Annotated in this window: 21 protein-coding genes; 13 read left to right on the forward strand and 8 right to left on the reverse strand. The window is 73.4% G+C overall.

Translation table 11 applies throughout. The features are described 5' to 3' along the window. Positions 1-213: 213 nt before the first annotated feature. The 5 genes from OG309_RS32415 (at position 214) to melC2 (ending at position 5,077) form a co-directional block, all read left to right on the forward strand. Positions 214-840 (forward strand): succinate dehydrogenase, encoded by a 627-nt coding sequence (locus tag OG309_RS32415; RefSeq protein WP_329428657.1) that lies wholly within the window; start codon positions 214-216, stop codon positions 838-840. Beyond that, complete coding sequence (locus OG309_RS32420; RefSeq protein ID WP_329426342.1) at positions 841-2,784, forward strand: fumarate reductase/succinate dehydrogenase flavoprotein subunit; 1,944 nt, start codon at positions 841-843, stop codon at positions 2,782-2,784. After that, positions 2,781-3,527 carry a succinate dehydrogenase/fumarate reductase iron-sulfur subunit gene (locus OG309_RS32425; protein WP_329426344.1) on the forward strand — a complete coding sequence of 249 codons (747 nt, stop codon included), beginning with the start codon at positions 2,781-2,783 and terminating at the stop codon, positions 3,525-3,527. The genes OG309_RS32420 and OG309_RS32425 overlap by 4 nt, the downstream gene beginning before the upstream one ends. A 287-nt stretch (positions 3,528-3,814) precedes the next feature. After that, positions 3,815-4,207, forward strand: a complete 393-nt coding sequence (melC1, locus tag OG309_RS32430; RefSeq protein ID WP_329426346.1) for an apotyrosinase chaperone MelC1 — start codon at positions 3,815-3,817, stop codon at positions 4,205-4,207. Between the two features lie 42 nt (positions 4,208-4,249). Further along, positions 4,250-5,077: a tyrosinase MelC2 gene (gene melC2, locus OG309_RS32435; protein WP_329426347.1), complete on the forward strand. Its 828-nt coding sequence runs from the start codon at positions 4,250-4,252 to the stop codon at positions 5,075-5,077. Positions 5,078-5,081: 4 nt separating this feature from the next. Here melC2 and OG309_RS32440 read toward each other — a convergent pair whose 3' ends face one another. Continuing rightward, entirely contained in the window at positions 5,082-7,586 is a 2,505-nt protein-coding gene (locus tag OG309_RS32440) for an excinuclease ABC subunit UvrA (RefSeq protein WP_329426349.1), read from the reverse strand. Continuing rightward, positions 7,570-8,637, reverse strand: coding sequence for an LLM class flavin-dependent oxidoreductase (locus tag OG309_RS32445; RefSeq protein ID WP_329426351.1), 1,068 nt, complete (start codon positions 8,635-8,637; stop codon positions 7,570-7,572). The genes OG309_RS32440 and OG309_RS32445 overlap by 17 nt, the downstream gene beginning before the upstream one ends. Positions 8,638-8,738: 101 nt before the next feature. On the opposite strand from OG309_RS32445, the gene OG309_RS32450 reads away from it, so the two are divergent. Beyond that, a complete protein-coding gene (locus OG309_RS32450) occupies positions 8,739-9,227 on the forward strand; it encodes a phosphatase domain-containing protein (protein WP_329426353.1) in 489 nt (162 codons plus the stop codon). An 11-nt stretch (positions 9,228-9,238) separates the two neighbouring features. On the opposite strand, the gene OG309_RS32455 is transcribed toward OG309_RS32450, so the two are convergent. Next, a complete protein-coding gene (locus OG309_RS32455; RefSeq protein ID WP_329426354.1) occupies positions 9,239-9,454 on the reverse strand; it encodes a dodecin in 216 nt (71 codons plus the stop codon). A gap of 264 nt (positions 9,455-9,718) precedes the next feature. Here OG309_RS32455 and OG309_RS32460 point away from each other — a divergent pair, with 264 nt between their 5' ends. The 3 genes from OG309_RS32460 to OG309_RS32470 all read left to right on the forward strand — a co-directional run bounded on the left by OG309_RS32460 (position 9,719) and on the right by OG309_RS32470 (position 12,885). Beyond that, a complete protein-coding gene (locus OG309_RS32460; protein ID WP_329426356.1) occupies positions 9,719-10,966 on the forward strand; it encodes an extracellular solute-binding protein in 1,248 nt (415 codons plus the stop codon). A gap of 153 nt (positions 10,967-11,119) precedes the next feature. Then, complete coding sequence (locus OG309_RS32465; protein ID WP_329426358.1) at positions 11,120-11,932, forward strand: GNAT family N-acetyltransferase; 813 nt, start codon at positions 11,120-11,122, stop codon at positions 11,930-11,932. Then, positions 11,929-12,885 carry a lysophospholipid acyltransferase family protein gene (locus tag OG309_RS32470; protein ID WP_329426359.1) on the forward strand — a complete coding sequence of 319 codons (957 nt, stop codon included), beginning with the start codon at positions 11,929-11,931 and terminating at the stop codon, positions 12,883-12,885. Before OG309_RS32465 ends, OG309_RS32470 begins: the two co-directional genes overlap by 4 nt. Here the strand turns inward: OG309_RS32470 and egtD are convergent. Genes egtD through egtA form a run of 4 tightly spaced genes read right to left on the reverse strand, consistent with a single transcriptional unit; the run spans position 12,780 to position 17,075 of the window. Next, positions 12,780-13,745 (reverse strand): L-histidine N(alpha)-methyltransferase, encoded by a 966-nt coding sequence (egtD, locus tag OG309_RS32475; protein ID WP_329426361.1) that lies wholly within the window; start codon positions 13,743-13,745, stop codon positions 12,780-12,782. The genes OG309_RS32470 and egtD overlap by 106 nt on opposite strands. After that, positions 13,742-14,494 carry an ergothioneine biosynthesis protein EgtC gene (gene egtC, locus OG309_RS32480; RefSeq protein WP_329426363.1) on the reverse strand — a complete coding sequence of 251 codons (753 nt, stop codon included), beginning with the start codon at positions 14,492-14,494 and terminating at the stop codon, positions 13,742-13,744. Before egtC ends, egtD begins: the two co-directional genes overlap by 4 nt. After that, positions 14,494-15,810: an ergothioneine biosynthesis protein EgtB gene (gene egtB / locus OG309_RS32485; protein ID WP_329426365.1), complete on the reverse strand. Its 1,317-nt coding sequence runs from the start codon at positions 15,808-15,810 to the stop codon at positions 14,494-14,496. Before egtB ends, egtC begins: the two co-directional genes overlap by 1 nt. Then, entirely contained in the window at positions 15,807-17,075 is a 1,269-nt protein-coding gene (gene egtA, locus OG309_RS32490; protein WP_329426367.1) for an ergothioneine biosynthesis glutamate--cysteine ligase EgtA, read from the reverse strand. The genes egtB and egtA overlap by 4 nt, the downstream gene beginning before the upstream one ends. A 130-nt stretch (positions 17,076-17,205) precedes the next feature. Here egtA and OG309_RS32495 point away from each other — a divergent pair, with 130 nt between their 5' ends. Next, a complete protein-coding gene (locus OG309_RS32495; RefSeq protein ID WP_329426369.1) occupies positions 17,206-18,039 on the forward strand; it encodes a TIGR02452 family protein in 834 nt (277 codons plus the stop codon). Here OG309_RS32495 and OG309_RS32500 read toward each other — a convergent pair. Beyond that, positions 18,024-18,440 (reverse strand): type II toxin-antitoxin system PemK/MazF family toxin, encoded by a 417-nt coding sequence (locus OG309_RS32500; RefSeq protein WP_329426371.1) that lies wholly within the window; start codon positions 18,438-18,440, stop codon positions 18,024-18,026. The genes OG309_RS32495 and OG309_RS32500 overlap by 16 nt on opposite strands. A gap of 72 nt (positions 18,441-18,512) precedes the next feature. Between OG309_RS32500 and OG309_RS32505 the strand changes: the two genes are divergently transcribed. The 3 genes from OG309_RS32505 (at position 18,513) to OG309_RS32515 (ending at position 20,237) form a co-directional block, all read left to right on the forward strand. Next, positions 18,513-19,583, forward strand: coding sequence for a glycosyl hydrolase family 18 protein (locus tag OG309_RS32505; protein WP_329426373.1), 1,071 nt, complete (start codon positions 18,513-18,515; stop codon positions 19,581-19,583). Positions 19,584-19,644: 61 nt separating this feature from the next. Further along, the gene (locus tag OG309_RS32510) at positions 19,645-19,812 is read left to right on the forward strand and encodes a hypothetical protein (protein ID WP_329426375.1); all 168 of its coding nucleotides are present in this window, start codon (positions 19,645-19,647) and stop codon (positions 19,810-19,812) included. 71 nt (positions 19,813-19,883) lie between these two features. Beyond that, positions 19,884-20,237, forward strand: coding sequence for a hypothetical protein (locus OG309_RS32515; RefSeq protein WP_329426377.1), 354 nt, complete (start codon positions 19,884-19,886; stop codon positions 20,235-20,237). Positions 20,238-20,361 lie beyond the last annotated feature (124 nt).

Here is a 20,361-nt window from a genome sequence, read left to right on the forward strand (position 1 = left end):
CCGCACCATAGGGTCTTCCTATCGATATCAGCCGAACCATGTCTTGGACCTCTCGGGTCCTTCGCCCCTACCGTCGCTGGCATGGCTCTGGCAACCAACCCCGACCGGAAGAGCGACCGGAACGGCGACCGGCGGAACGGCCGGAAGGCGGACCGCCCGCCCGCCGGCCCCACCCGCGGCTTCTGGGCGTCCACGATCGGCAAGAAGACCGTCATGGCCGTCAGCGGCCTGACCATGCTCGCGTACCTCGTCGCCCACGTGGCCGGCAACCTCAAGGTCTTCTTCGGCCCCGAGGAGTTCAACGCCTACGGCCACTGGCTGCGCACCATGGGCGCCCCGGTCCTGCACCACCAGTGGGGCCTGTGGCTCGCCCGGATCGTGCTGCTCGCCGCCGTCGTCGCCCACGCCGTCTCCGCGTACCAGCTCAGCAGGCGCGACCTGAAGGCCCGCCCCACCGCGTACGTCCACCAGCGCAGGAGGGCGAGCTACGCCACCCGCACCATGCGCTGGGGCGGGGTCGTCGTCGGCCTCTTCATCGTCTGGCACGTCCTCGACCTGACCACCGGCACCGTCCACTCCGGCGGCTTCCAGGAGGGCAGGCCGTACGAGAACGTCGTCGACACCTTCTCCACCTGGTACGGGAACGTCGTCTACATCGTCGCCATGCTCGCCGTGGGACTCCACGTCCGGCACGGCTTCTGGAGCGCCGCCCAGACCCTCGGCGTCGGCAACGCCCGCCGCGAACGCCTCCTGAAGGCCACGGCCAACGGGCTCGCGCTGCTGCTGACCGCCGGTTTCGTCTCCGTACCCGTCGCCGTCATGACCGGAGTGGTGAGCTGAATGACCTCCCCCGACTACACCCTGGGCACCCCGCTCGCCGACGAGAAGGCCCCCACCGGCCCCGTCGCCGAACGGTGGGACACCCGCCGCTTCCAGGCGAAGCTGGTCAACCCCGCCAACCGCCGCGGCCACCGCGTCATCGTCGTGGGGACCGGCCTCGCCGGCGGCTCCGCCGGTGCCACCCTCGCCGAACAGGGCTACCAGGTCGTCCAGTTCTGCTACCAGGACTCCCCGCGCCGCGCCCACTCCATCGCCGCCCAGGGCGGCATCAACGCGGCCAAGAACTACCGCAACGACGGCGACTCCGTGCACCGTCTCTTCTACGACACGGTCAAGGGCGGCGACTTCCGCGCCCGCGAGTCCAACGTGCACCGGCTCGCCCAGATCTCCGTCGAGATCATCGACCAGTGTGTCGCCCAGGGCGTGCCCTTCGCCCGCGAGTACGGCGGACTGCTCGACACCCGCTCCTTCGGCGGCGTCCAGGTCTCCCGCACCTTCTACGCCCGCGGCCAGACCGGCCAGCAGCTCCTCCTCGGCGCGTACCAGGCGCTGTCCCGGCAGATCGCCGCGGGCAACGTCGAGATGCACCCGCGCACCGAGATGCTCGACCTGATCGTCGTCGACGGCCGGGCCCGCGGCATCGTCGCCCGCGACCTGATCACCGGACGCGTCTCCACCCACTACGCCGACGCCGTCGTCCTCGCCACCGGCGGCTACGGCAACGTCTTCTACCTCTCCACCAACGCCATGAACTCCAACGCCACCGCCGTGTGGCGGGCGCACCGGCGCGGCGCGTACTTCGCCAACCCCTGCTTCACCCAGATCCACCCCACCTGCATCCCGCGCACCGGCGACCACCAGTCCAAGCTCACCCTGATGAGCGAGTCGCTGCGCAACGACGGACGCATCTGGGTCCCCAAGGCGCACGGCGACACCCGGCCCGCCAACGACATCCCCGAGGACGAGCGCGACTACTACCTGGAGCGCGTCTACCCCTCCTTCGGCAACCTCGTCCCCCGCGACATCGCCTCCCGCGCCGCCAAGAACGTCTGCGACGAGGGCCGCGGCGTGGGCCCCGGCGGCCAGGGCGTCTACCTCGACTTCGCCGACGCCATCCGCCGGATGGGCCGCGCCGAGGTGGAGGAGAAGTACGGCAACCTCTTCGACATGTACGAGCGGATCACGGCCGAGAACCCGTACGAGGTCCCGATGCGGATCTACCCCGCCGTCCACTACACGATGGGCGGGCTCTGGGTCGACTACGACCTCCAGACCACGATCCCCGGCCTCTTCGCCATCGGCGAGGCCAACTTCTCCGACCACGGCGCCAACCGGCTCGGCGCCTCCGCCCTCATGCAGGGCCTCGCCGACGGCTACTTCGTCCTGCCCGCCACCATCAACGACTACCTGGCCCGCCACCCGCACGACACCCCCGTCACCGACGCCCACCCGGAGGTGCGGGAGGTCCTCGCCGAGACCGAGGACCGGCTGCACCTCCTGCTCGCCGTCGACGGTGACCGCACCCCCGACTCCTTCCACCGTGAACTCGGCGCGCTCATGTGGGAGTTCTGCGGCATGGCCCGCACCGAGGAGGGCCTGCGCACGGCGCTGCGCCGCATCCCCGAGATCCGCGCGGAGTTCTGGCGCCGCATCAAGGTCCCCGGAACGGGCGAGGAGTTCAACCAGTCGCTGGAGAAGGCCAACCGGGTCGTCGACTACCTCGAACTCGCCGAGCTGATGTGCCTGGACGCCCTGCACCGCGCGGAGTCCTGCGGCGGCCACTTCCGCGAGGAGTCCCAGACCCCGGACGGCGAGGCCGCCCGCCGCGACGAGGAGTTCGCGTACGTCGCCGCCTGGGAGTCCACCCCGTCCGGTGTCCCCGTCCTCCACAAGGAGGACCTCGTCTTCGCACACGTCCACCCCACCCAGCGGAGCTACGCATGAGGCTCACCCTGCGCGTCTGGCGCCAGAAGAACGCCGACACCGAAGGCGCCATGTCCACCTACGACGTGGACGGCGTCTCGCCCGACATGTCGTTCCTGGAGATGCTGGACACCCTCAACGAGGACCTCATCCTGCGTGGCGAGGACCCCGTCGCCTTCGACCACGACTGCCGCGAGGGCATCTGCGGTGCCTGCAGCCTCGTCATCGACGGCGACGCCCACGGCCCCGAGCGCACCACCACCTGCCAGCTGCACATGCGCTCGTTCCGCGACGGCGACACCATCGACGTCGAACCCTGGCGGGCCGCCGCCTTCCCGGTCGTCAAGGACCTCGTCGTCGACCGGTCCGCCTTCGACCGGATCATCCAGGCCGGCGGCTACATCAGCGCCCCCACCGGCTCCGCCCCCGACGCCCACGCCACCCCCGTCCCCAAGGCGGACGCCGACTTCGCCTTCGAGCACGCCGAGTGCATCGGCTGCGGCGCCTGTGTCGCCGCCTGCCCCAACGGCTCGGCGATGCTCTTCACCTCCGCCAAGGTCAACCACCTGGGCGTGCTGCCGCAGGGCGCGCCCGAGCGGGAGACCCGCGTCCTCGACATGGTGGCCCAGATGGACGCCGAGGGCTTCGGCGGCTGCACCCTCACCGGGGAGTGCGCGACCGCCTGCCCCAAGGGCATCCCGCTGCCGTCGATCGCGGCGATGAACAAGGAGTGGCTGCGGGCGCGGCGGACGGCGCGCGGCTGAATCCGGACAGTCTGGGAGCGTGAGCCCCACCACGTCCGGCGCCCCGGAACGAAAGATCGTTCACAAGATCCCCGTGATCTTCGCAGAACTTTCGTTCCGGGGCGCTTCCGTGTGCCGGAACCGCAAGATCGACTCCGTTCAAGGCTGTACTGATCATGGCGAGTTGTCCATATCGCAGCCAACCCGTTCCGGGCGATTTCCGGCGTCCGGGCACCCCCGGGTACTGATGGGTCCTGCCGGGGGCATATGACCAAACCCCCGGTCGTACCAGTTCATTTGGGGGTTTCATGTCCAGCATCACCCGCCGCCAGGCCCTGGGTGTCGCCGCGGGCGCCGCCGGCGCCGTCGCGGGCCTCGCCCTGGCCGGCTCCGCCGGCGCCGCCACTCCGCGCGCCGCCGCGCCGGCGGCCGGCGCGCAGCCGGCCGCCTTCGACGAGGTCTACCAGGGCCGCCGCATCAAGGGCGGCCCGTCGCACGGCGGCGGCCACCACGGGGGGCACCACGGGGGCGGCTACTCGGTGACGATCGACGGCGAGGAACTGCACGTCATGCAGAACGCCGACGGCACCTGGATCAGCGTCATCAACCACTACGACCCCGTCGCCACGCCCAAGGCCGTGGCCCGCGCGGCCGTACGCGAGCTCCAGGGGGCACCGCTCGTTCCCCTCACCCTCGCCTGACCCGATCCCGCACACCCCGTTTCACCCAGGAGCCGTACCACCGTGACCGTACGCAAGAACCAGGCCGCCCTCACCGCCGACGAGAAGCGGCGTTTCGTCGCCGCCCTCCTCGAACTGAAGCGCTCGGGCCGCTACGACACCTTCGTCACCACCCACAACGCCTTCATCATGAGCGACACCGACAGCGGCGACCGCGTCGGCCACCGCTCGCCCTCCTTCCTGCCCTGGCACCGCCGCTTCCTCATACAGTTCGAGCAGGCCCTGCAGTCCGTCGACGCGACCGTCGCCCTGCCCTACTGGGACTGGACCGCCGACCGCACCGCGAGCTCCTCGATCTGGGCCCCCGACTTCCTCGGCGGCACCGGACGGGCCCGCGACGGCCAGGTCCTCGACGGCGCGTTCGCCCGCTCCGGCAACCGCTGGACGATCAACGTCCGCGTCGACGGTCGCGACTACCTCCGCCGCGACCTGGGCGCCGGCGGCCGCCAGCTGCCGACCCGCGCCGAGGTCGACTCCGTCCTGGCCATGGAGACCTACGACATGGCCCCCTGGAACAGCTCCTCGGACGGCTTCCGCAACCACCTGGAGGGCTGGCGCGGCGTCAACCTCCACAACCGCGTCCACGTCTGGGTCGGCGGCCAGATGGCCACCGGCGTCTCCCCGAACGACCCCGTGTTCTGGATGCACCACGCCTTCATCGACAAGCTGTGGGCCGACTGGCAGGCCCGCCACCCCCGGTCGCCGTACCTCCCGGCCGCCGGCACCGCCAACGTCGTCGACCTCAACGACACCATGCGTCCGTGGAACGACGTGACCCCGGCGGACATGCTGGACCACACCCGCCACTACACCTTCGACACCGCGGCGTAGGCGCTCACCGGGCCTCCCCGGTCGCGGGGAGGCCCAGGGCCCGGGCGAGATACGGAGCGGTCCTGCTCTGCGTCGCCCGGGCCACGGCCGCGGGCGGGCCCGCGGCCACGATCCGGCCGCCCTCGTCGCCGCCGCCCGGACCCAGGTCGACGACCCAGTCCGCCGTGGCGACCACGTCCATGTCGTGCTCGACCACGATCACCGTGTGACCGGCGTCGGCCAGACCGTGCAGCTGGCGCATCAGCACCTCCACATCGGCCGGGTGCAGCCCCGTGGTCGGCTCGTCGAGCACGTACAGGGTGTGGGCGCGGCGGGGCCGCTGCAGCTCGGAGGCCAGCTTGATGCGCTGTGCCTCCCCGCCGGACAGCTCCGTCGCGGGCTGGCCGAGCCGCAGGTAGCCGAGGCCCACGTCGAGCAGCGTGCCCAGGCTCCGGGCCGCCGCCGGGACGTCCGCGAAGAACGCCGCGGCCGACTCCACCGTCAGGTCCAGGACCTCGGCGATGGTCAGCCCGCGCAGCCGCACCTCCAGCGTCTCCGGGTTGTAGCGGGCCCCGCGGCAGTCCGGACAGGGCGCGTACGTGCTCGGCAGGAACAGCAGCTCGACGGAGACGAACCCCTCGCCCTGGCAGGTCTCGCAGCGCCCGCCGGGCACGTTGAAGGAGAAACGCCCGGCCTTGTAGCCGCGCTCCCGCGCCTCGTCGGTGGCGGTGAACAGCTTGCGCACGACGTCGAACAGGCCCGTGTAGGTCGCGAGATTGGAGCGGGGCGTCCGGCCGATCGGCTTCTGGTCGACCGTCACCAGGCGCTCCACCCCGGGAAGTTCCCCGGCCAGGACCCCCACCAGGGTCGACTTGCCCGAACCGGACACCCCGGTGACGGCCGTGAGCACGCCCAGCGGGAAGGCCGCGTCGAGGCCGCGCAGGTTGTGCCGGTCGACCGGTCCGGTCCGCAGCCACCCGGAGGGCTCGCGCACCGCGCGCCCGGGCGCGGGCGTCCGGTCGAAGAGGAAGCGGCGGGTCGCCGACTCGGCCACCTCCGCGAGTCCCGCCGGCGGGCCGCTGTGCAGCACCCGGCCGCCGTGCACCCCGGCCCGCGGGCCCACGTCCACCAGCCAGTCCGCGTGCCGCACCACGTCCAGATGGTGCTCGACGACGAACACCGTGTTCCCCGCCGCCTTCAGCCGGTCCAGGACCACCAGCAGCGCCTCGGTGTCCGCGGGATGCAGCCCCGCGGACGGCTCGTCGAGCACGTACACGACCCCGAAGAGCCCCGAGCGCAACTGGGTGGCGAGGCGCAGCCGCTGGAGCTCGCCGTTGGACAGCGTCGGCGTGGCCCGGTCCAGGCTGAGATAGCCGAGGCCCAGCTCCGTGACCGTGCCGATCCGCGCCACCAGGTCCTCGCCGAGGACCCGCGCGGTCTCGGAGCGTGGCTCCGGCGGTGCCGCCGATGCCGCCGGTGCCTGTTCTGCCGGTGCCTCTTCCGGTGCCGGTGCCGCTTCCTCTACCGCTGCCGGTGCCGCCGTCCGTGCCGCGTTCCGTCCCGTCGCCCTGGCGAGCGTCCGCGCCAGATCGGTCAGCGGCAGCGCGGAGAGCTCCGCGATCGTCCGGCCGGCGAAGGTCACCGCCATCGCCTCCGGCCGCAGCCGGCCGCCCCCGCACACCGGGCACGGGCTGCTGGTCAGGAACCGCTCGGCCTTCGCCCGCAGCGTCGCGCTCTTCGAGTCCGAGAACGTGTGCATCACATAGCGCCGGGCACTCATGTACGTGCCCTGGTAAGGGCGTTGGATGCGACCCGCCTCGCGCACCGGATGGACCGTCACCACGGGCTGCTCGTCCGTGAACAGGATCCACTCCCGGTCCTTCGCCCCCAGCTCCCGCCAGGGCCGGTCCACGTCGTACCCCAGGGTGTCCAGGACGTCCCGCAGGTTCTTGCCCTGCCAGGCGCCCGGCCAGGCGGCGATGGCACCCTCGCGGATCGACAACCCCGGGTCGGGGACCAGCAGTTCCTCGCTCGTCCCGTGCACCCGGCCGATGCCGTGGCAGGAAGGGCAGGCCCCGGCGGCGGTGTTGGGGGAGAACGCGTCGGAATCCAGCCGCGGCGCCCCCGGCGGATAGGTGCCGGCACGGGAGAACAGCATGCGCAGCGAGTTGGACAGCGTCGTCACCGTGCCGACCGAGGAGCGCGCGTTCGGCGCGGCCCTGCGCTGCTCCAGCGACACCGCGGGCGGCAGCCCGGTGATCTCCCCGACCTTCGGCGCGCCCACCTGGTGGATGAGCCGACGGGCGTACGGCGCCACCGACTCGAAGTAGCGGCGCTGCGCCTCCGCGTAGATCGTCCCGAACGCCAGCGAGGACTTCCCGGAGCCCGAGACGCCCGTGAACACCGTCAGCGCGTCCCGGGGGACGTCGACGTCCACACCGCGCAGATTGTGCTCGCGGGCGCCCCGGACGCGGACGAACGGATCGTGGGGCGCGGGCGGTGCCGGCGGGACGTCAGTGCGGCTGTGCATCCGCCGATTCTAGGCCGTCCGTCGCATTTGCCCTGGTCAGGCCCGCCAGACGGGCGAGCCTGCGGTACGAGTCGAGCAGCGCGCCCCGGTCGTACGTGCTCGTCGTCACCAGCACCTCCTGGGCCCCGCTCTCCCGCACCAGCTCCGCCAGCTCCCCGGCGACCCGCTCCGGGGTGCCGTGGATGTGGCCCTGGAGGCCGGACGTGTAGAAGCCGCGCTGCCTCTCCGTCATCCCGGCCGCCTCCAGGCGCTCCACGCGCTCCGGCGGCGGCAGCGGCGGGAAGACGCCCTGGGTGCGCGAGTGGGCGAGCGACCACGCCTCCGGCTTCAGCAGCCGGTGGGCCTCGTCGTCGGTCGCGGCGACCGCGACCGTGCCCGAGACGACCACGTACGGCTCCGCGGACCAGACGGACGGCCGGAACGCGGACCGGTAGGCGTCGACCGCCGCCAGCATCCGCGAGCGCCCCCGCAGGTCGCCGATCACCAGCGGCAGGCCGGCCGCCGCCGCGATCGCCGCGCCCTCACCGGTGGCCAGGACGAACGGCGGCACCCGCAGCCCCTCCGCCGGCCGGGCGTGCACCTGCGGATGGGCGGTCTGCCCGCCGGTGAACCAGCCCAGCAGCTCCTCCACCTGCTCGCCGAAACGGTCGGCGTCCTCCTTGTCCCGGCCGAGCGCCCGCCGGATGCCGTCCGTGAACCCCACCGAACGCCCGAGCCCCATGTCGATCCGCCCCGGGAAGAGGGACTCCAGCACCCCGAACTGCTCGGCCACCACCATCGGCTGGTGGTTCGGCAGCATCACCCCGCCGGTCCCCACCCGGATCCGGGAGGTGGCCCCCGCGACCGCGGCGGCCAGCACCGTCGGCGCCGAGCCGGCCACCCCCGGCACGCTGTGGTGCTCCGACACCCAGAACCGGTGGTAACCCAGCTCCTCCGCCTCCCGGGCGAGCCGCACCGTGTCGCGCAGCGCCTGCCCGCCGTCCTCGCCCTCCCGGGTGCGGGAACGGTCCAGGACGGAGAATCGGATGCCTTCGAGTGCGGTCGTCGTCACGGTGCTCACGCAGGGTTCAACGCGCCGGGGCGCCGGGGATTCCCGGAAAACCGGGGCGCCCGGTCCGCTGGGCGGGCGTGCCCGGTGCCTAGGCTGGGGGAGTGACCCGACACCGCAGGCCCGTGGCCGTCTTCGACCTGGACAACACCCTCAGCTCCACCGCCCACCGCCAGCACTTCCTGGAGGGCAGGTCGCGCGACTGGAACGGTTTCTTCGCCGCCGCGCCCCAGGACCCGCCGCTCGCCGAGGGCGTCGCGCTGTGCAGGGAGACCGCCGAGGAGTGCGACATCGTCTACCTCACCGGCCGCCCCGAACGCTGCCGCCGCGACACCCTCGCCTGGCTGACCGCCCACGGCCTCCCCGAGGGCCCGGTCCACATGCGCGGGGACCGGGACCGGCGGCCCGCCCGGCAGACCAAGCTGGACGTGCTGCGCCGCCTCGGGGAGGACCGCGAGATCCGCGTGCTCGTCGACGACGACGAGCTGGTCTGCGAGGCCGCCGAGGAGGCCGGCTTCACCGTGGTGCGGGCGCGGTGGACAGCGCCTTCGGAGGTGCTGTCGGAGGCCCAGGAGGGGGAGGGGCGGACCTGACGGAGCGGATGTCAGGCCTCGTCCTCCAGCCGGAAGCCGACCTTGAGCCCGACCTGGTAGTGCTCGATCGCCCCGTCGGCGAGATGCCCGCGGACCTCGGTGACCACGAACCAGTCGAGGCCTCTCAGGGTCTGTGAGGCACGTTCGATTCCGTTGCGGATGGCCTGGTCGACGCCCTCGGTGGACGTGCCGACGATCTCGGTGACGCGGTAGGTGTGGTTCGACATGGGAGCCGGACTCCTCTCGGTGCGTTCCCTCCACCGTGCCCCACCCCGCCGGGGTCCGCGACACGTCCACGGCCGCCCGGCCGAGGCGCCGGGCCCGACGGCCCGATTGGTCAAGGACTTGACCATCCGCTTTGGTCCAGACCAGAATCCAGGCCACATACCCGCGCGAACCTCCCGTCAGGTCCCCCCACACGTCGGGTCAGCCCCCCGTGCCGCCGCACTCCATGCCGCAGCCCGTGCCCTGGAACGCAGAAGGTGACCTACGTGAAGAACCGCCGTCTCGTCTGTCCGCTGGCAGTCGTCTCCGCCCTCGTCCTGTCCGGGTGCGGTCTCCTTCCGGGCGGTGGTGGCACCCGCACGGTCAACGTCTGGCTGATGCGCGACAGCGTCAGCGACGACTTCCTCCAGCGCTTCACGGAGGCGTACGAGGCCGAGCACGACGGCATCGAGCTGAAGTTCACCATCCAGGAGTGGACCGGCATCGGGAAGAAGGTCACGGAGGCCATCAAGGGCTCCGGCGGACCCGACGTCATCGAGGTCGGCAACACCCAGGTCGCGCAGTACGCCGACACCGAGAAGCTCTACGACCTCACCCTGGAGTCGGTCCGCGACCTCGGCAGCCAGGACTGGCTCCCCGGTCTCGCCGAACCCGGCTCCATCGGCGGCGCCCAGTACGGCATCCCCTGGTACGCGGCCAACCGCATCGTCATCTACAACAAGGACCTCTTCGCGCAGGGCGGCGTCACCAAGCCGCCCGCCACCCGCGCCCAGTGGCTCGACGACACCGAGAAGCTCAACCGTGCCGACACCCAGGGCATCTACCTCGCGGGCCAGGACTGGTACACCCTGTCCGGCTTCATCTGGGACGAGGGCGGCGAACTCGCCGTCGACAAGGGCGGCCAGTGGACCGGCGCCCTCGACAGCGCCGCCGCCCTGCGGGGCATGGAGTTCTACAAGGACCTCCAGTCCCACGGCCAGGGCCCCAAGGACGCCGACGAGCAGAACCCGCCGCAGGCCGAGGTCTTCGCCACGGGCAAGGTCGCCCAGATCATCGCCACGCCCAGCGCCATCCCCGTCATCACCAAGGCCAACCCCGGCCTCAAGGACAAGCTGGGCTTCTTCCCGATACCGGGCAAGAAGGCGGGCCAGCCGTGCGCCGTCTTCACCGGCGGCTCCGACCTGATCATCCCGGAGAACGCCCCCGAGCGCGCCGCCGCCCTCGACGTCGTCAAGGCCCTGGCCGGCGAGAAGTGGCAGACCGACCTCGCCCGCGCGATGAACTACGTCCCCAACAAGGCCTCCCTGGCCTCCGCCGTCGAGGACCAGGAGGCCACCGCCACCATGGCCGTCGGCGCCGCCCGCGGCCGGGCCACCCCCAACTCCCCGCAGTGGGCCGACATCGAGGGCTCCAACCCCATCAAGCCGTACATGACGGCCGTCCTCCAGGGCGGCGACCCCCGGCAGGCCGCCAAGGACGCCTCCGAGCAGATCACGAGCGGTCTCGCGGAGTAGCCCGCCCGCCGAACAGCATTCAGCGCCTCCACACCAACCGGCCCCCGCACGGTCACGTCGAATCCAGCCGGTCACGGAAGAAACAAGGAGCCGGACCACCGCTCGCTCGGTCCGGCTCCCACCGTCCCTTCCGTATCGCCGGAGGAGCCCGACATGGCCGCAGTACCCGTCGCCCAGCACGTCGCCGCACCGGTCGTGGCCGTACCGGCCCAGCCGCAGCCGGGGGGCGAGCCACAGCCCCGCTACGTCGTCGGCCTCGCCCGCGACCAGGAGGACGTGCGCGCCGCCCAGCGGCTGCGCCACCAGGTCTTCGCGGGCGAGATGGGCGCCGTCCTGGACGGGCCGGAACCCGGCCTCGACAGTGACGCCTTCGACGCCTACTGCGACCACCTCCTCGTACGGGTCGAGGACACCGGCGAGGTCGTCGGCACCTACCGGGTGCTGCCGCCCGAGCGCGCCGCCGTCGCGGGCCGGCTCTACTCGGAGAGCGAGTTCGACCTCACCCGGCTCGCCCCCATCCGCCACGACCTGGTCGAGGTCGGGCGCTCCTGCGTCCACCCCGCCCACCGCAACGGCGCCGTCATCGCGCTCATCTGGGCCGGACTCGCCCGCTACATGACCCGCACCGGACACGAGTGGCTGGCCGGCTGCTGCTCCGTCCCGCTCGCCGACGGCGGCACCCTGGCCGCCGCCACCTGGGAGACCGTCAAGGCCAAGCACCTCGCGCCCGAGGAGTTCTGGGTCACCCCGCACCGCCTCTGGACCCCCGAGGGCGTCACCCCCGCGCAGGGCCGCACCGAGCTGCCCGCGCTGCTGCGCGGCTACCTCCGGCTCGGCGCCTGGGTGTGCGGCGCCCCCGCCCACGACCCCGACTTCGGCGTCGCCGACCTGTACGTCCTGCTGTCGCTGCGCCGCACCAACCCCCGCTACCTGCGCCACTTCCTCTCGCTCGCCCCGGTCCGGTGAGCGCCCCCACGGCACCCTCGCCGTGGCTCCCCACGGCGCCCTGCACCCCGGGCCGGTGCGCCGCCCATCCCGGGCCCGACGCACCGCGCGCGACGGCGGCCCGGGGTGCGCTCCGGCTCGCCACCGGACTCACGACCGTGCTCCTCGGCGTGCTGCTCGCCCCGCTCGCGGCCCCGCTCCCGCCCGCCTGGCGCCTGCTCCTGGTCCGCTGCTGGTGCCGGGCGGTGGTGCGCGCCTTCGGGGTGCGCATCCGGGTCCACGGCCGGGCCGTGCCCCCGGCCGGGCCGCTCCTGGTGGTGGCGAACCACGTCTCCTGGCTGGACGTCCCGCTGCTCGCCGCCGTCCTGCCCGGCCGGATGGTCGCCAAGCGCGAGGTGCGCGGCTGGCCCCTGCTCGGCCGCCTCGCCGCCTTCGGCGGCACCCTCTTCATCGACCGCGACCGGCTCAGGAGCCTGCCCGGCACCGTGGGCGCCATGAGCTGCGTCCTGGCGGGAGGCGGCCGGGTGGTCGTCTTCCCCGAGGGGTCGACATGGTGCGGACGGGGCGGCGGCGCCTTCCGGCCGGCGGCGTTCCAGGCCGCCGTGGACACGGGATCCGACGTCCAGCCCGTACGGATCGCCTACCGGCCCGTCGGCCCGGCGGCGTTCGTCGGGGACGACACCCTGGGGGCGTCCCTGTGGCGGATCGCGACGGCGCGGCGGCTCGTCGCCGACCTATGGATATCGGATCCCCTGTCCAGTACCCACCATCCGGACCGCCGGGCCCTCGCCCGTGCCGCCGAGACCGCCGTCCACCCCCACCGCCAGGTCCACCCGCACCGGCCCCGGCTCCTGCCGGCCGTCCCCCGTCAGCCGACCGTGGCCAGCGACAGCGCGAACCGTCCCTCCTCGTCCGTCCACCAGCGCGCCAGCGTCAGCCCCGCCTCGGCCAGCTCCTTGCGCACCCCCTCCTGACGGAACTTCGCCGACACCTCCGTGCGCAGCTCCTCACCCGCCTCGAACGGCACCACCAGATCCAGCTCGGGGATCTTCACCGTGAGCGCGTGGCGCGCCCGCAGCCGCATCTCGATCCACTCGTGCTCGCGGTCCCACAGCGCCACGTGCTCGAAGTCCTCCGGGTGGGCGTCCGCCCCCAGTTCCCGGCCGATGACCGCGAGCACGTTCTTGTTGAACGCGGCCGTCACCCCGGCCGCGTCGTCGTAGGCCGCGACCAGGGTCGCCTCGTCCTTCACCAGGTCGGTGCCGAGGAGCAGCGCGTCGCCGGGCGTCAGCATCGCCCGTACGGCGCGCAGGAACTCCCGCCGTTCCTCGGGCAGGAGATTGCCGATCGTGCCGCCGAGGAACGCCACCAGGCGCGGCCCCGGGGCGTCCGGCAGGTCGAGCCCGTGGGTGAAGTCGGCCACCAGGGCGTGCACCCGCAGCCCCGGCCGTTCGGCGAGCAGCGCCTCGCCCGCGCCCTTCAGCGCGGACTCGCTCACGTCCACCGGCACGTAGGCGTCGAGCGCGGGCAGCAGCGCGTCGATCAGATGGCGCGTCTTGTCGGAGGAGCCGGAACCGAGCTCCACCAGCGTCCGCGCCCCGGTCGCCGCCGCGATCTCCCCGGAGCGGGCGACGAGGATCTCCCGTTCGGCGCGCGTCGGGTAGTACTCGGGGAGCCGGGTGATCTCCTCGAACAGGTCACTGCCGCGGGCGTCGTAGAACCACTTCGGCGGCAGTTCCTTGGGGGTGCGGGTGAGGCCGTGCAGGACGTCGGCGCGCAGCGCGGCGCCCGTGGCGTCCTCGGCGAGGGTGCGGGTCAGTTGGAACGGGCTCACGGGGAGGGCTCCTTGAGCGGGGTGAGGACGACGCCGGACCGGGTCGCGGTGAGGACCGTGTGGTCCGGCACCGCGCTCCAGCGCGGGTCGTCGTCGTACGGTTCGGAGGCCACGACCGTGCGGTCGGGACCGGTGAGACAGCTGAGCGAGTTCCCCCAGGCCGTGGCCGTGATCGTCGATCCGTCGGTGAGCAGCAGGTTGAGCCGGGCCCCGGGGGCGGCCTCCGCCACCTCCCGTACGGTCTCGGCGACCGCCCGGTCGGGTGCGTCCCCGGCCCGCAGCCGGTGCAGCACGAGCGCCCACACGAGGGCCGAGTCGGTCCTCGCCTCCAGGGCGAGCAGTTCCGCGGCGGGCAGCGTCGCCGCCAGGGAGGTCAGGGACCCCGGCCAGCCCGGGACGGCCCCGTTGAGGCTGAACAGCCACCGGTCCGCGGCGAAGGGCGCGGCCGCGGCCTCGCCGTCCGCCCCCGGCAGGGTCGCGCCCCGTACGGCGGCGAGCAGCGCCCCGGTCCGGACCACGCGGGCCAGGTCGGCGAAGGAGGGATCGCCCCAGATCGGCACCGCCCGCCGGTAGCGGGCGGGCACCGGGTCGTCCTCGGCCCACCAGCCGACCCCGAAGCCGTCGGCGTTCACCACCCCGCTGGTCTGCGACCGCGGCTCCCAGGACTGGTGCTCCAGGGAGTGCGGCGGCCGCAGCAGCAGTTCGCCGAGCGCCACCGGTTCGCCGAGGAAGGCGAGGTGCCGGCACATCAGACCGGCTCCGCGTCGCGCGCGGTCCGGAAGCCGGAGAAGATCTGCCGCCGCACCGGCAGGTCCCAGTTGCGGAACGTGCCCCGGCAGGCCACCGGGTCGACGGCGAAGGACCCGCCCCGCAGCACCTTGTGCTCGGGCCCGAAGAACACCTCCGAGTACTCCTTGTACGGGAAGGCCCGGAAGCCCGGGTACGGCAGGAAGTCGCTCGCCGTCCACTCCCACACGTCGCCGATCAGCTGGCGCACCCCGAGCGGGGACGCCCCCTCGGGATAGCTCCCGGCGGGCGCCGGCCCCAGGTGCCGCTGCCCCAGATTGGCGTGTACGGGCTCGGGGTCGGCGTCCCCCCACGGATAGCGGCGCGAGCGGCCGGCCGCCGGGTCGTGACGGGCGGCCTTCTCCCACTCCGCCTCGGTGGGGAGCCTGCGGCCGGCCCAGCGGGCGTAGGCGTCCGCCTCGTACCAGCTGACGTGCAGCACCGGCTCCTCCTCGGGCACCGGTTCGGTCACGCCGAACCTGCGGCGCAGCCACCGCCCGCCGTCCTGGTACCAGAACAGCGGTGCCTCGACGGAGTGTTCGCGGATCTGCGCCCATCCCTCGGGCCGCCACCAGCGCTCCTCGCGGTACCCGCCGTCGGCCATGAACGCCTGGTAGGCGCCGTTGGTCACGGGGACGGTGTCGATGAAGAAGGCGGGGACGATCACGGTGTGCGCGGGCCGCTCGTTGTCCAGGGCCCATGGCTCGTCGGAGGTGCCCATCGTGAACGGGCCGCCCGGCACCAGCACCTCGCGCACCACGGGTCCCGAGGTGTGCGTCCGCGGCGGGGCGGGCGCGGAGAGCGCGGCCGGGCCCCTCCGCAGCTGATGGGTGATCAGCATGGTCTCGTCGTGCTGCTGTTCGTGCTGGGCGATCATCCCGAAGGCGAAGCCCGCGTCGACCAGCGGGCGGCCCTCCAGGCGGGTGGTGCCCAGGACGTCCAGGACCCGGCCGCGGACGTCCGCCGCGTACGCCCGGGCCTCCGCCGGGGCCAGCAGCGGCAGCGACGGCCGGGCGGCGCGCGGGTGCCGGAACGCGTCGTACAGCGGGTCGATCTCGGGCCGCAGGGCCTCCCGGCCGGCGACGGCCCGCCACAGCCACTGCTCCTCCTGGTTGCCGATGTGCGCCAGGTCCCACACCAGGGGCGACATCAACGGCGAGTGCTGTGCGGTGAGTTCGGAGTCCTCCACGCAGGAGGTGAGCAGCGCGGTCCGCTCCCGCGCCGTGGTCAGCGCCGTCACGGCCCGCAGCCGCAGCGCCTCCGTGTCCTGCCCGGTCATGACACCGCCTCCTGAAGCCCGTCGGCCGGGCAGCCGCCCGGCACCACGTACCGCTCGCGGAACGCTCCGACCGCGCCCACCACGCGGGATGACGCCCCGATCCGCGGCAGCGCCTCCACGGCCGCGTCGAACGAGGCCAGCGCGGCGGCGTGCAGCGCCGGGTCGGTGAGGCCGTTGCGGGCCGCCGCGAGCCAGAGCGGATTGCGCGGCGCGGGACCGCTCGCCGCGCGCGCCGCCAGCGGCAGCGTCGCCCGGTAGGCCGCCTCGGCGGCCTTCGGGTCCTCGAACAGCGCGGTGGTCACGGCCACCGGCACCATCCACCCGTCGGCGCCGGACTGCGCGTCGATCATCCGCAGCTCCAGATGCCCGCGCGGCCGCACCGGCGGGAAGAGGGTGGTGACGTGGTAGCGCAGATCGTCCATCACGGGCGGACGCGGCTCGCCCGTGCGCAGCCACTCCCGGAAGGTCAGCCCCTCCGGCACCGCCCACGGTCCCTCCGGCGTCCGCACGCACAGCACGGGGGTGTCCAGGACGTGCGCCGCCCACTCGGCCCGCGGCTCGCCGTCGGCCGGCGGGGCGAGGGCCCGTGCCGGGTCGAGATCGGCCCACAGCAGCTGCCGGGTGGAGCGCCAGCCCGTCCTGCGGCCCCCGTGCACGGGGGAGTTGGCGAAGGCGGCCACCAGCACCGGTCCCAGCAGATGGGCCAGTTCCCAGCGCCGCCGGTAGCCGAGCGGCCCCGGGCCCTCCACCCCGGCGTCCAGGCAGACCTGCACCGAGGCGGACTCGCACATCATGGCCCGGCCCGAGGGCCCGGTCCTGCCGAGGGCGATCTCCATCGCGTCGTACCGCGGCTCGTGCAGCACGCGCGCGCGGGGCGCGTGCCACGGGTCGACGCCGTAGCCGCTGAGCCCGAGCCCGAGCGGGGCGAGCGCCCCGCGCACCGCCTTCAGGTCGGCGGCGAGCGAGTCCAGGCACTCCATGAGGGAGGCGGCGGGCGCCGAGCTGAGCTCCAGCTGCCCGCCGGGTTCGAAGGTGAGGGCCGAGACCAGCGGCAGGGCCCGTACGGTGTCGATGGCCGCCGCCAGCCGGGGCGGCGGGACGGGCAGCCGGGGGTCACGCAGATCGTGGACGAGCCACTCCAGCTCGGCCCCGACCGTGCGGGGCGGTCCGGTCTTGAAGCAGATACATCGCAGCAGGTCCTCGGCTTCCGCCTCGCTGAGCGAGGAACCGCCCCGGGGTATGCCGCTCGTCGGCGACGTGGGCATCGTTGCACCTCCTGGGAAAGCGCTGATTCCACCTAAAGCCACCTCCGGTGGGTGTGCAAGAGCGCCTCCCGCGGCGTGGCCGGTAAAACCCGTTGCCGCCCGGAACGCGGGTCGATCATGCTTTCGGGCCATGAGCGCACGACTTCGGGCCCTCGCCCACGAGACCGAGGAGATCGTGGCGGCCGGCCGCTACACGGCACCGGACGGCCGGACCGTCTCCCTCGCCGAGGAGCTGGCGGCGGCCCTGGCCGGAACCAGCCTCCACGGCCCCGGACCCGTCCCCGTCACCCCCGGAACCGGCCGTACGACCCTGATCGAGGTCACCGGCGAGAGCAGCCTCGTCGCCGCCCGGCGGATGACCCGCGCGGACGCCACCGCCCCCGTCGCGGTCCTCAACTTCGCCTCCGCCCGCAACCCCGGCGGCGGCTACCTCAACGGCGCCCAGGCCCAGGAGGAGGCCCTGTGCCGCTCCTCCGCCCTGTACGCCACCCTGCTGCGCGCCCCCGCCTACTACGAGCACCACCGCGCGGAGCGCGACCCCTTCTACACCGATCGGGTCATCCACTCACCCGGCGTGCCCGTCTTCCGCACCGACCGCGGCGTCCTGCTCACCGAACCCTTCACCGTCGGCTTCCTCACCTCGCCCGCGCCGAACGCCGGAGTCGTCCGCCGCCAGAGTCCCGAGCGCGCCGGCCGCCTCCCCGCGGCGCTCGCCGCCCGGGCCGAACGGGTCCTGGAGACCGCCGCCGCCCACGGCTACCGCAGGCTGGTGCTGGGCGCCTGGGGCTGCGGCGTCTTCCAGAACGACCCCGTCGACGTCGCCGGTGCCTTCAAGGAGTTGATCACCCGCGACGGGCGGTTCGCCGGCCACTTCGACGAGATCGTCTTCGGCATCCTCGACCGGAGCCGGGACCGCGCCACCCTGGACGCGTTCCGCCGGACCTTCGGTCAGGACCAGCCGTAACGCTCGATCAGCCGCTCCACCACACGGTCGAAGCGCGGCCGGTCCAGCGCGCACGCCTCGCGCCGCATGCCCGAGTCGCGTACCCGCAGCACCCGGTCCAGATCCACCCAGGACTCGCGCCGCTCCGCGTCCCACGACCCCGCGCCGATCGGCACCCACTCGCGGTCGTGGTCGTGCCGCTTGCTCGACAGCTGCACGGCCAGCAGCGTCCCCGCCTCCTCCCGTGCCACCACCAGCACCGGGCGGTCCTTGCCGCGCCCGTCGTTCTCCTCGTACGGCACCCAGGTCCACACGATCTCCCCGGGATCGGGATCGCCGTCGTGGTCGGGCGCGTAGGAGGTGCGGACCGCCCCGATGGAGTAGGGGTCGGCCTCGGTCGTGGAGTACAGGGGAGTCGTCATCCCCCGCACGCTAGCGCCTGAACGGCCCAGCACGTCGCGCGTGTCGCGCGGAGGATCCGCAGGCTCGTGGCCATGCGCCTCGCCCTCCTCACCGCCGCCGTCCTGCTGCTGCCCCTCGCCCCGGCCACCGCGGCCGCGGACGGGTCCGCCGACGCCGACACGCCGCCCGCCCGCCGCACCGTCTCCGGCTGGCTCCCGTACTGGGACCAGGAGGCCGCCTACCTCCAGGCCCTGCGCCACGCCGACCAGCTCCACACCGTCAGCCCCTTCTGGTACGAGGCCAAGGCCGACGGCACCGTCACGGACCACCCCGGCGCGGGGGAGCGGCTCATCGTCGACGGACTGCACCGCGCCGGGATCAAGGTCGTGCCCACCGTCATGGAGTCCATGCCCGAGGGAGCCCTCGCCGCCCTCGTCACCGACCCCGCCCGGCGCGCCGCCCACGCGGACGCCCTCCTCGCCACCGCCGCCAAGGGCGCCTACGACGGACTCGACCTCGACTACGAGACCATCGCCACCACCGGCGACGCCACGTACCCGGCCGTACGCGACGGGTACGCGGCCCTCGTCACCGACGTGTGCGCCCGGCTGCGCGCCCGCGCCAAGAGCTGTGTCGTCACCCTCATGCCGAAGACCGCCGTCAGCGGCCGTGTCTGGGACTACGCCGCCCTCGGCAGGGCGGCCGACCGGATCCGGATCATGGGCTACAACCTGCACTGGGCGGGCGGCGCGCCCGGCCCCCTCGCGAGCACCGCCTGGTACGACGAGGTGCTGCGCACCGCCACGGCCCTCGTCCCCGCCGAGCGCCTCGAACTCGCCCTGCCCGCCTACGGCTGGGACTGGGCCACCCACGCCGACGGCACCCGCGCCGGGAAGACCGCGCACGTCACCTGGAAGGAGGCCGAGGCCCTGCGGCGCGCCAAGCACGCCCCGTACCGGTGGGATCCCACCTCCAGCACCCCGTACTTCACCTACCAGGACGGCGCGCACACCCGTCACGTCTGGTACCAGGACGCCCGCGGCGTCTTGGGCCACCTGCCCGTCCTGCGCCGCCACGGCGTCACCCACACCGCCCTGTGGGCCCTCGGATTCGAGGACCCCGCACTCTGGCCCGTGCTCGCTCAGGGGACCCCGGTCGCCTGACATGCGGCTTTCGTGCCCCCATGCGAGTCTGGGAGGAAGATTCACGACGGGAGGCACGATCGTGGGCAAGAAACAGACCCGGGTCAACAAGGGCGCTCGTACGGGCGGCCACGAGCATCGGACGGCGGCCGCGGAGAAGGAGAGCCCGCGCTCGGCGGCGTCCGACGCGCCACGCCCGATCCTCGACACCCCGTCCCACCGCAAGGAACGCAAGTTCGGGCACAACTGATAGGTGCGTGTACACGTCAGGGGCGGAGCGTGGATGATGGTCCCCCGTTCACGCTCGTCCCAGGGGGGAACATGCGCACCACCCGTCTCGTCGCGGCGCTCGCCGGAGCTCTGCTCGTCGCAGGCCTCACCGCCTGCACGGCGTCCCCCGCACCGGACGCGGGCCCCGAGACGCCCACCCCGGGAATCACCGACCCCCCACAGGCCGCCAAGGGCTCCATGCCCGACCTCATCGGCGGCAGCGTCGCCGGAGCGATGGCCCAGCTGTCGGGGTCGATGCTCGTCGAGGACGTCTCCGGCAAGGGACGGACCGTGCCCATGAACGCCGAGGGCTGGAAGATCTGCACCCAGGAGCCCGGGCCCGGCGCCGCCCTCGACGGGACGCGGATCCACCTCGGCGCCGTCAAGAAGGACGAGAACTGCTGACGACGCCGCACCCCACGCACACGGGGCCCGGCACCGCACAGGTGCTGCCGGGCCCCGTCGCCGTCGGACGCCCCCAGGGCGGGTCCGGACCCGCCCCAGGGCGGGTCCGGAGAGTCCCGCAGGA

The organism is Streptomyces sp. NBC_01268, assembly GCF_036240795.1.
GTDB lineage: Bacteria > Actinomycetota > Actinomycetes > Streptomycetales > Streptomycetaceae > Streptomyces.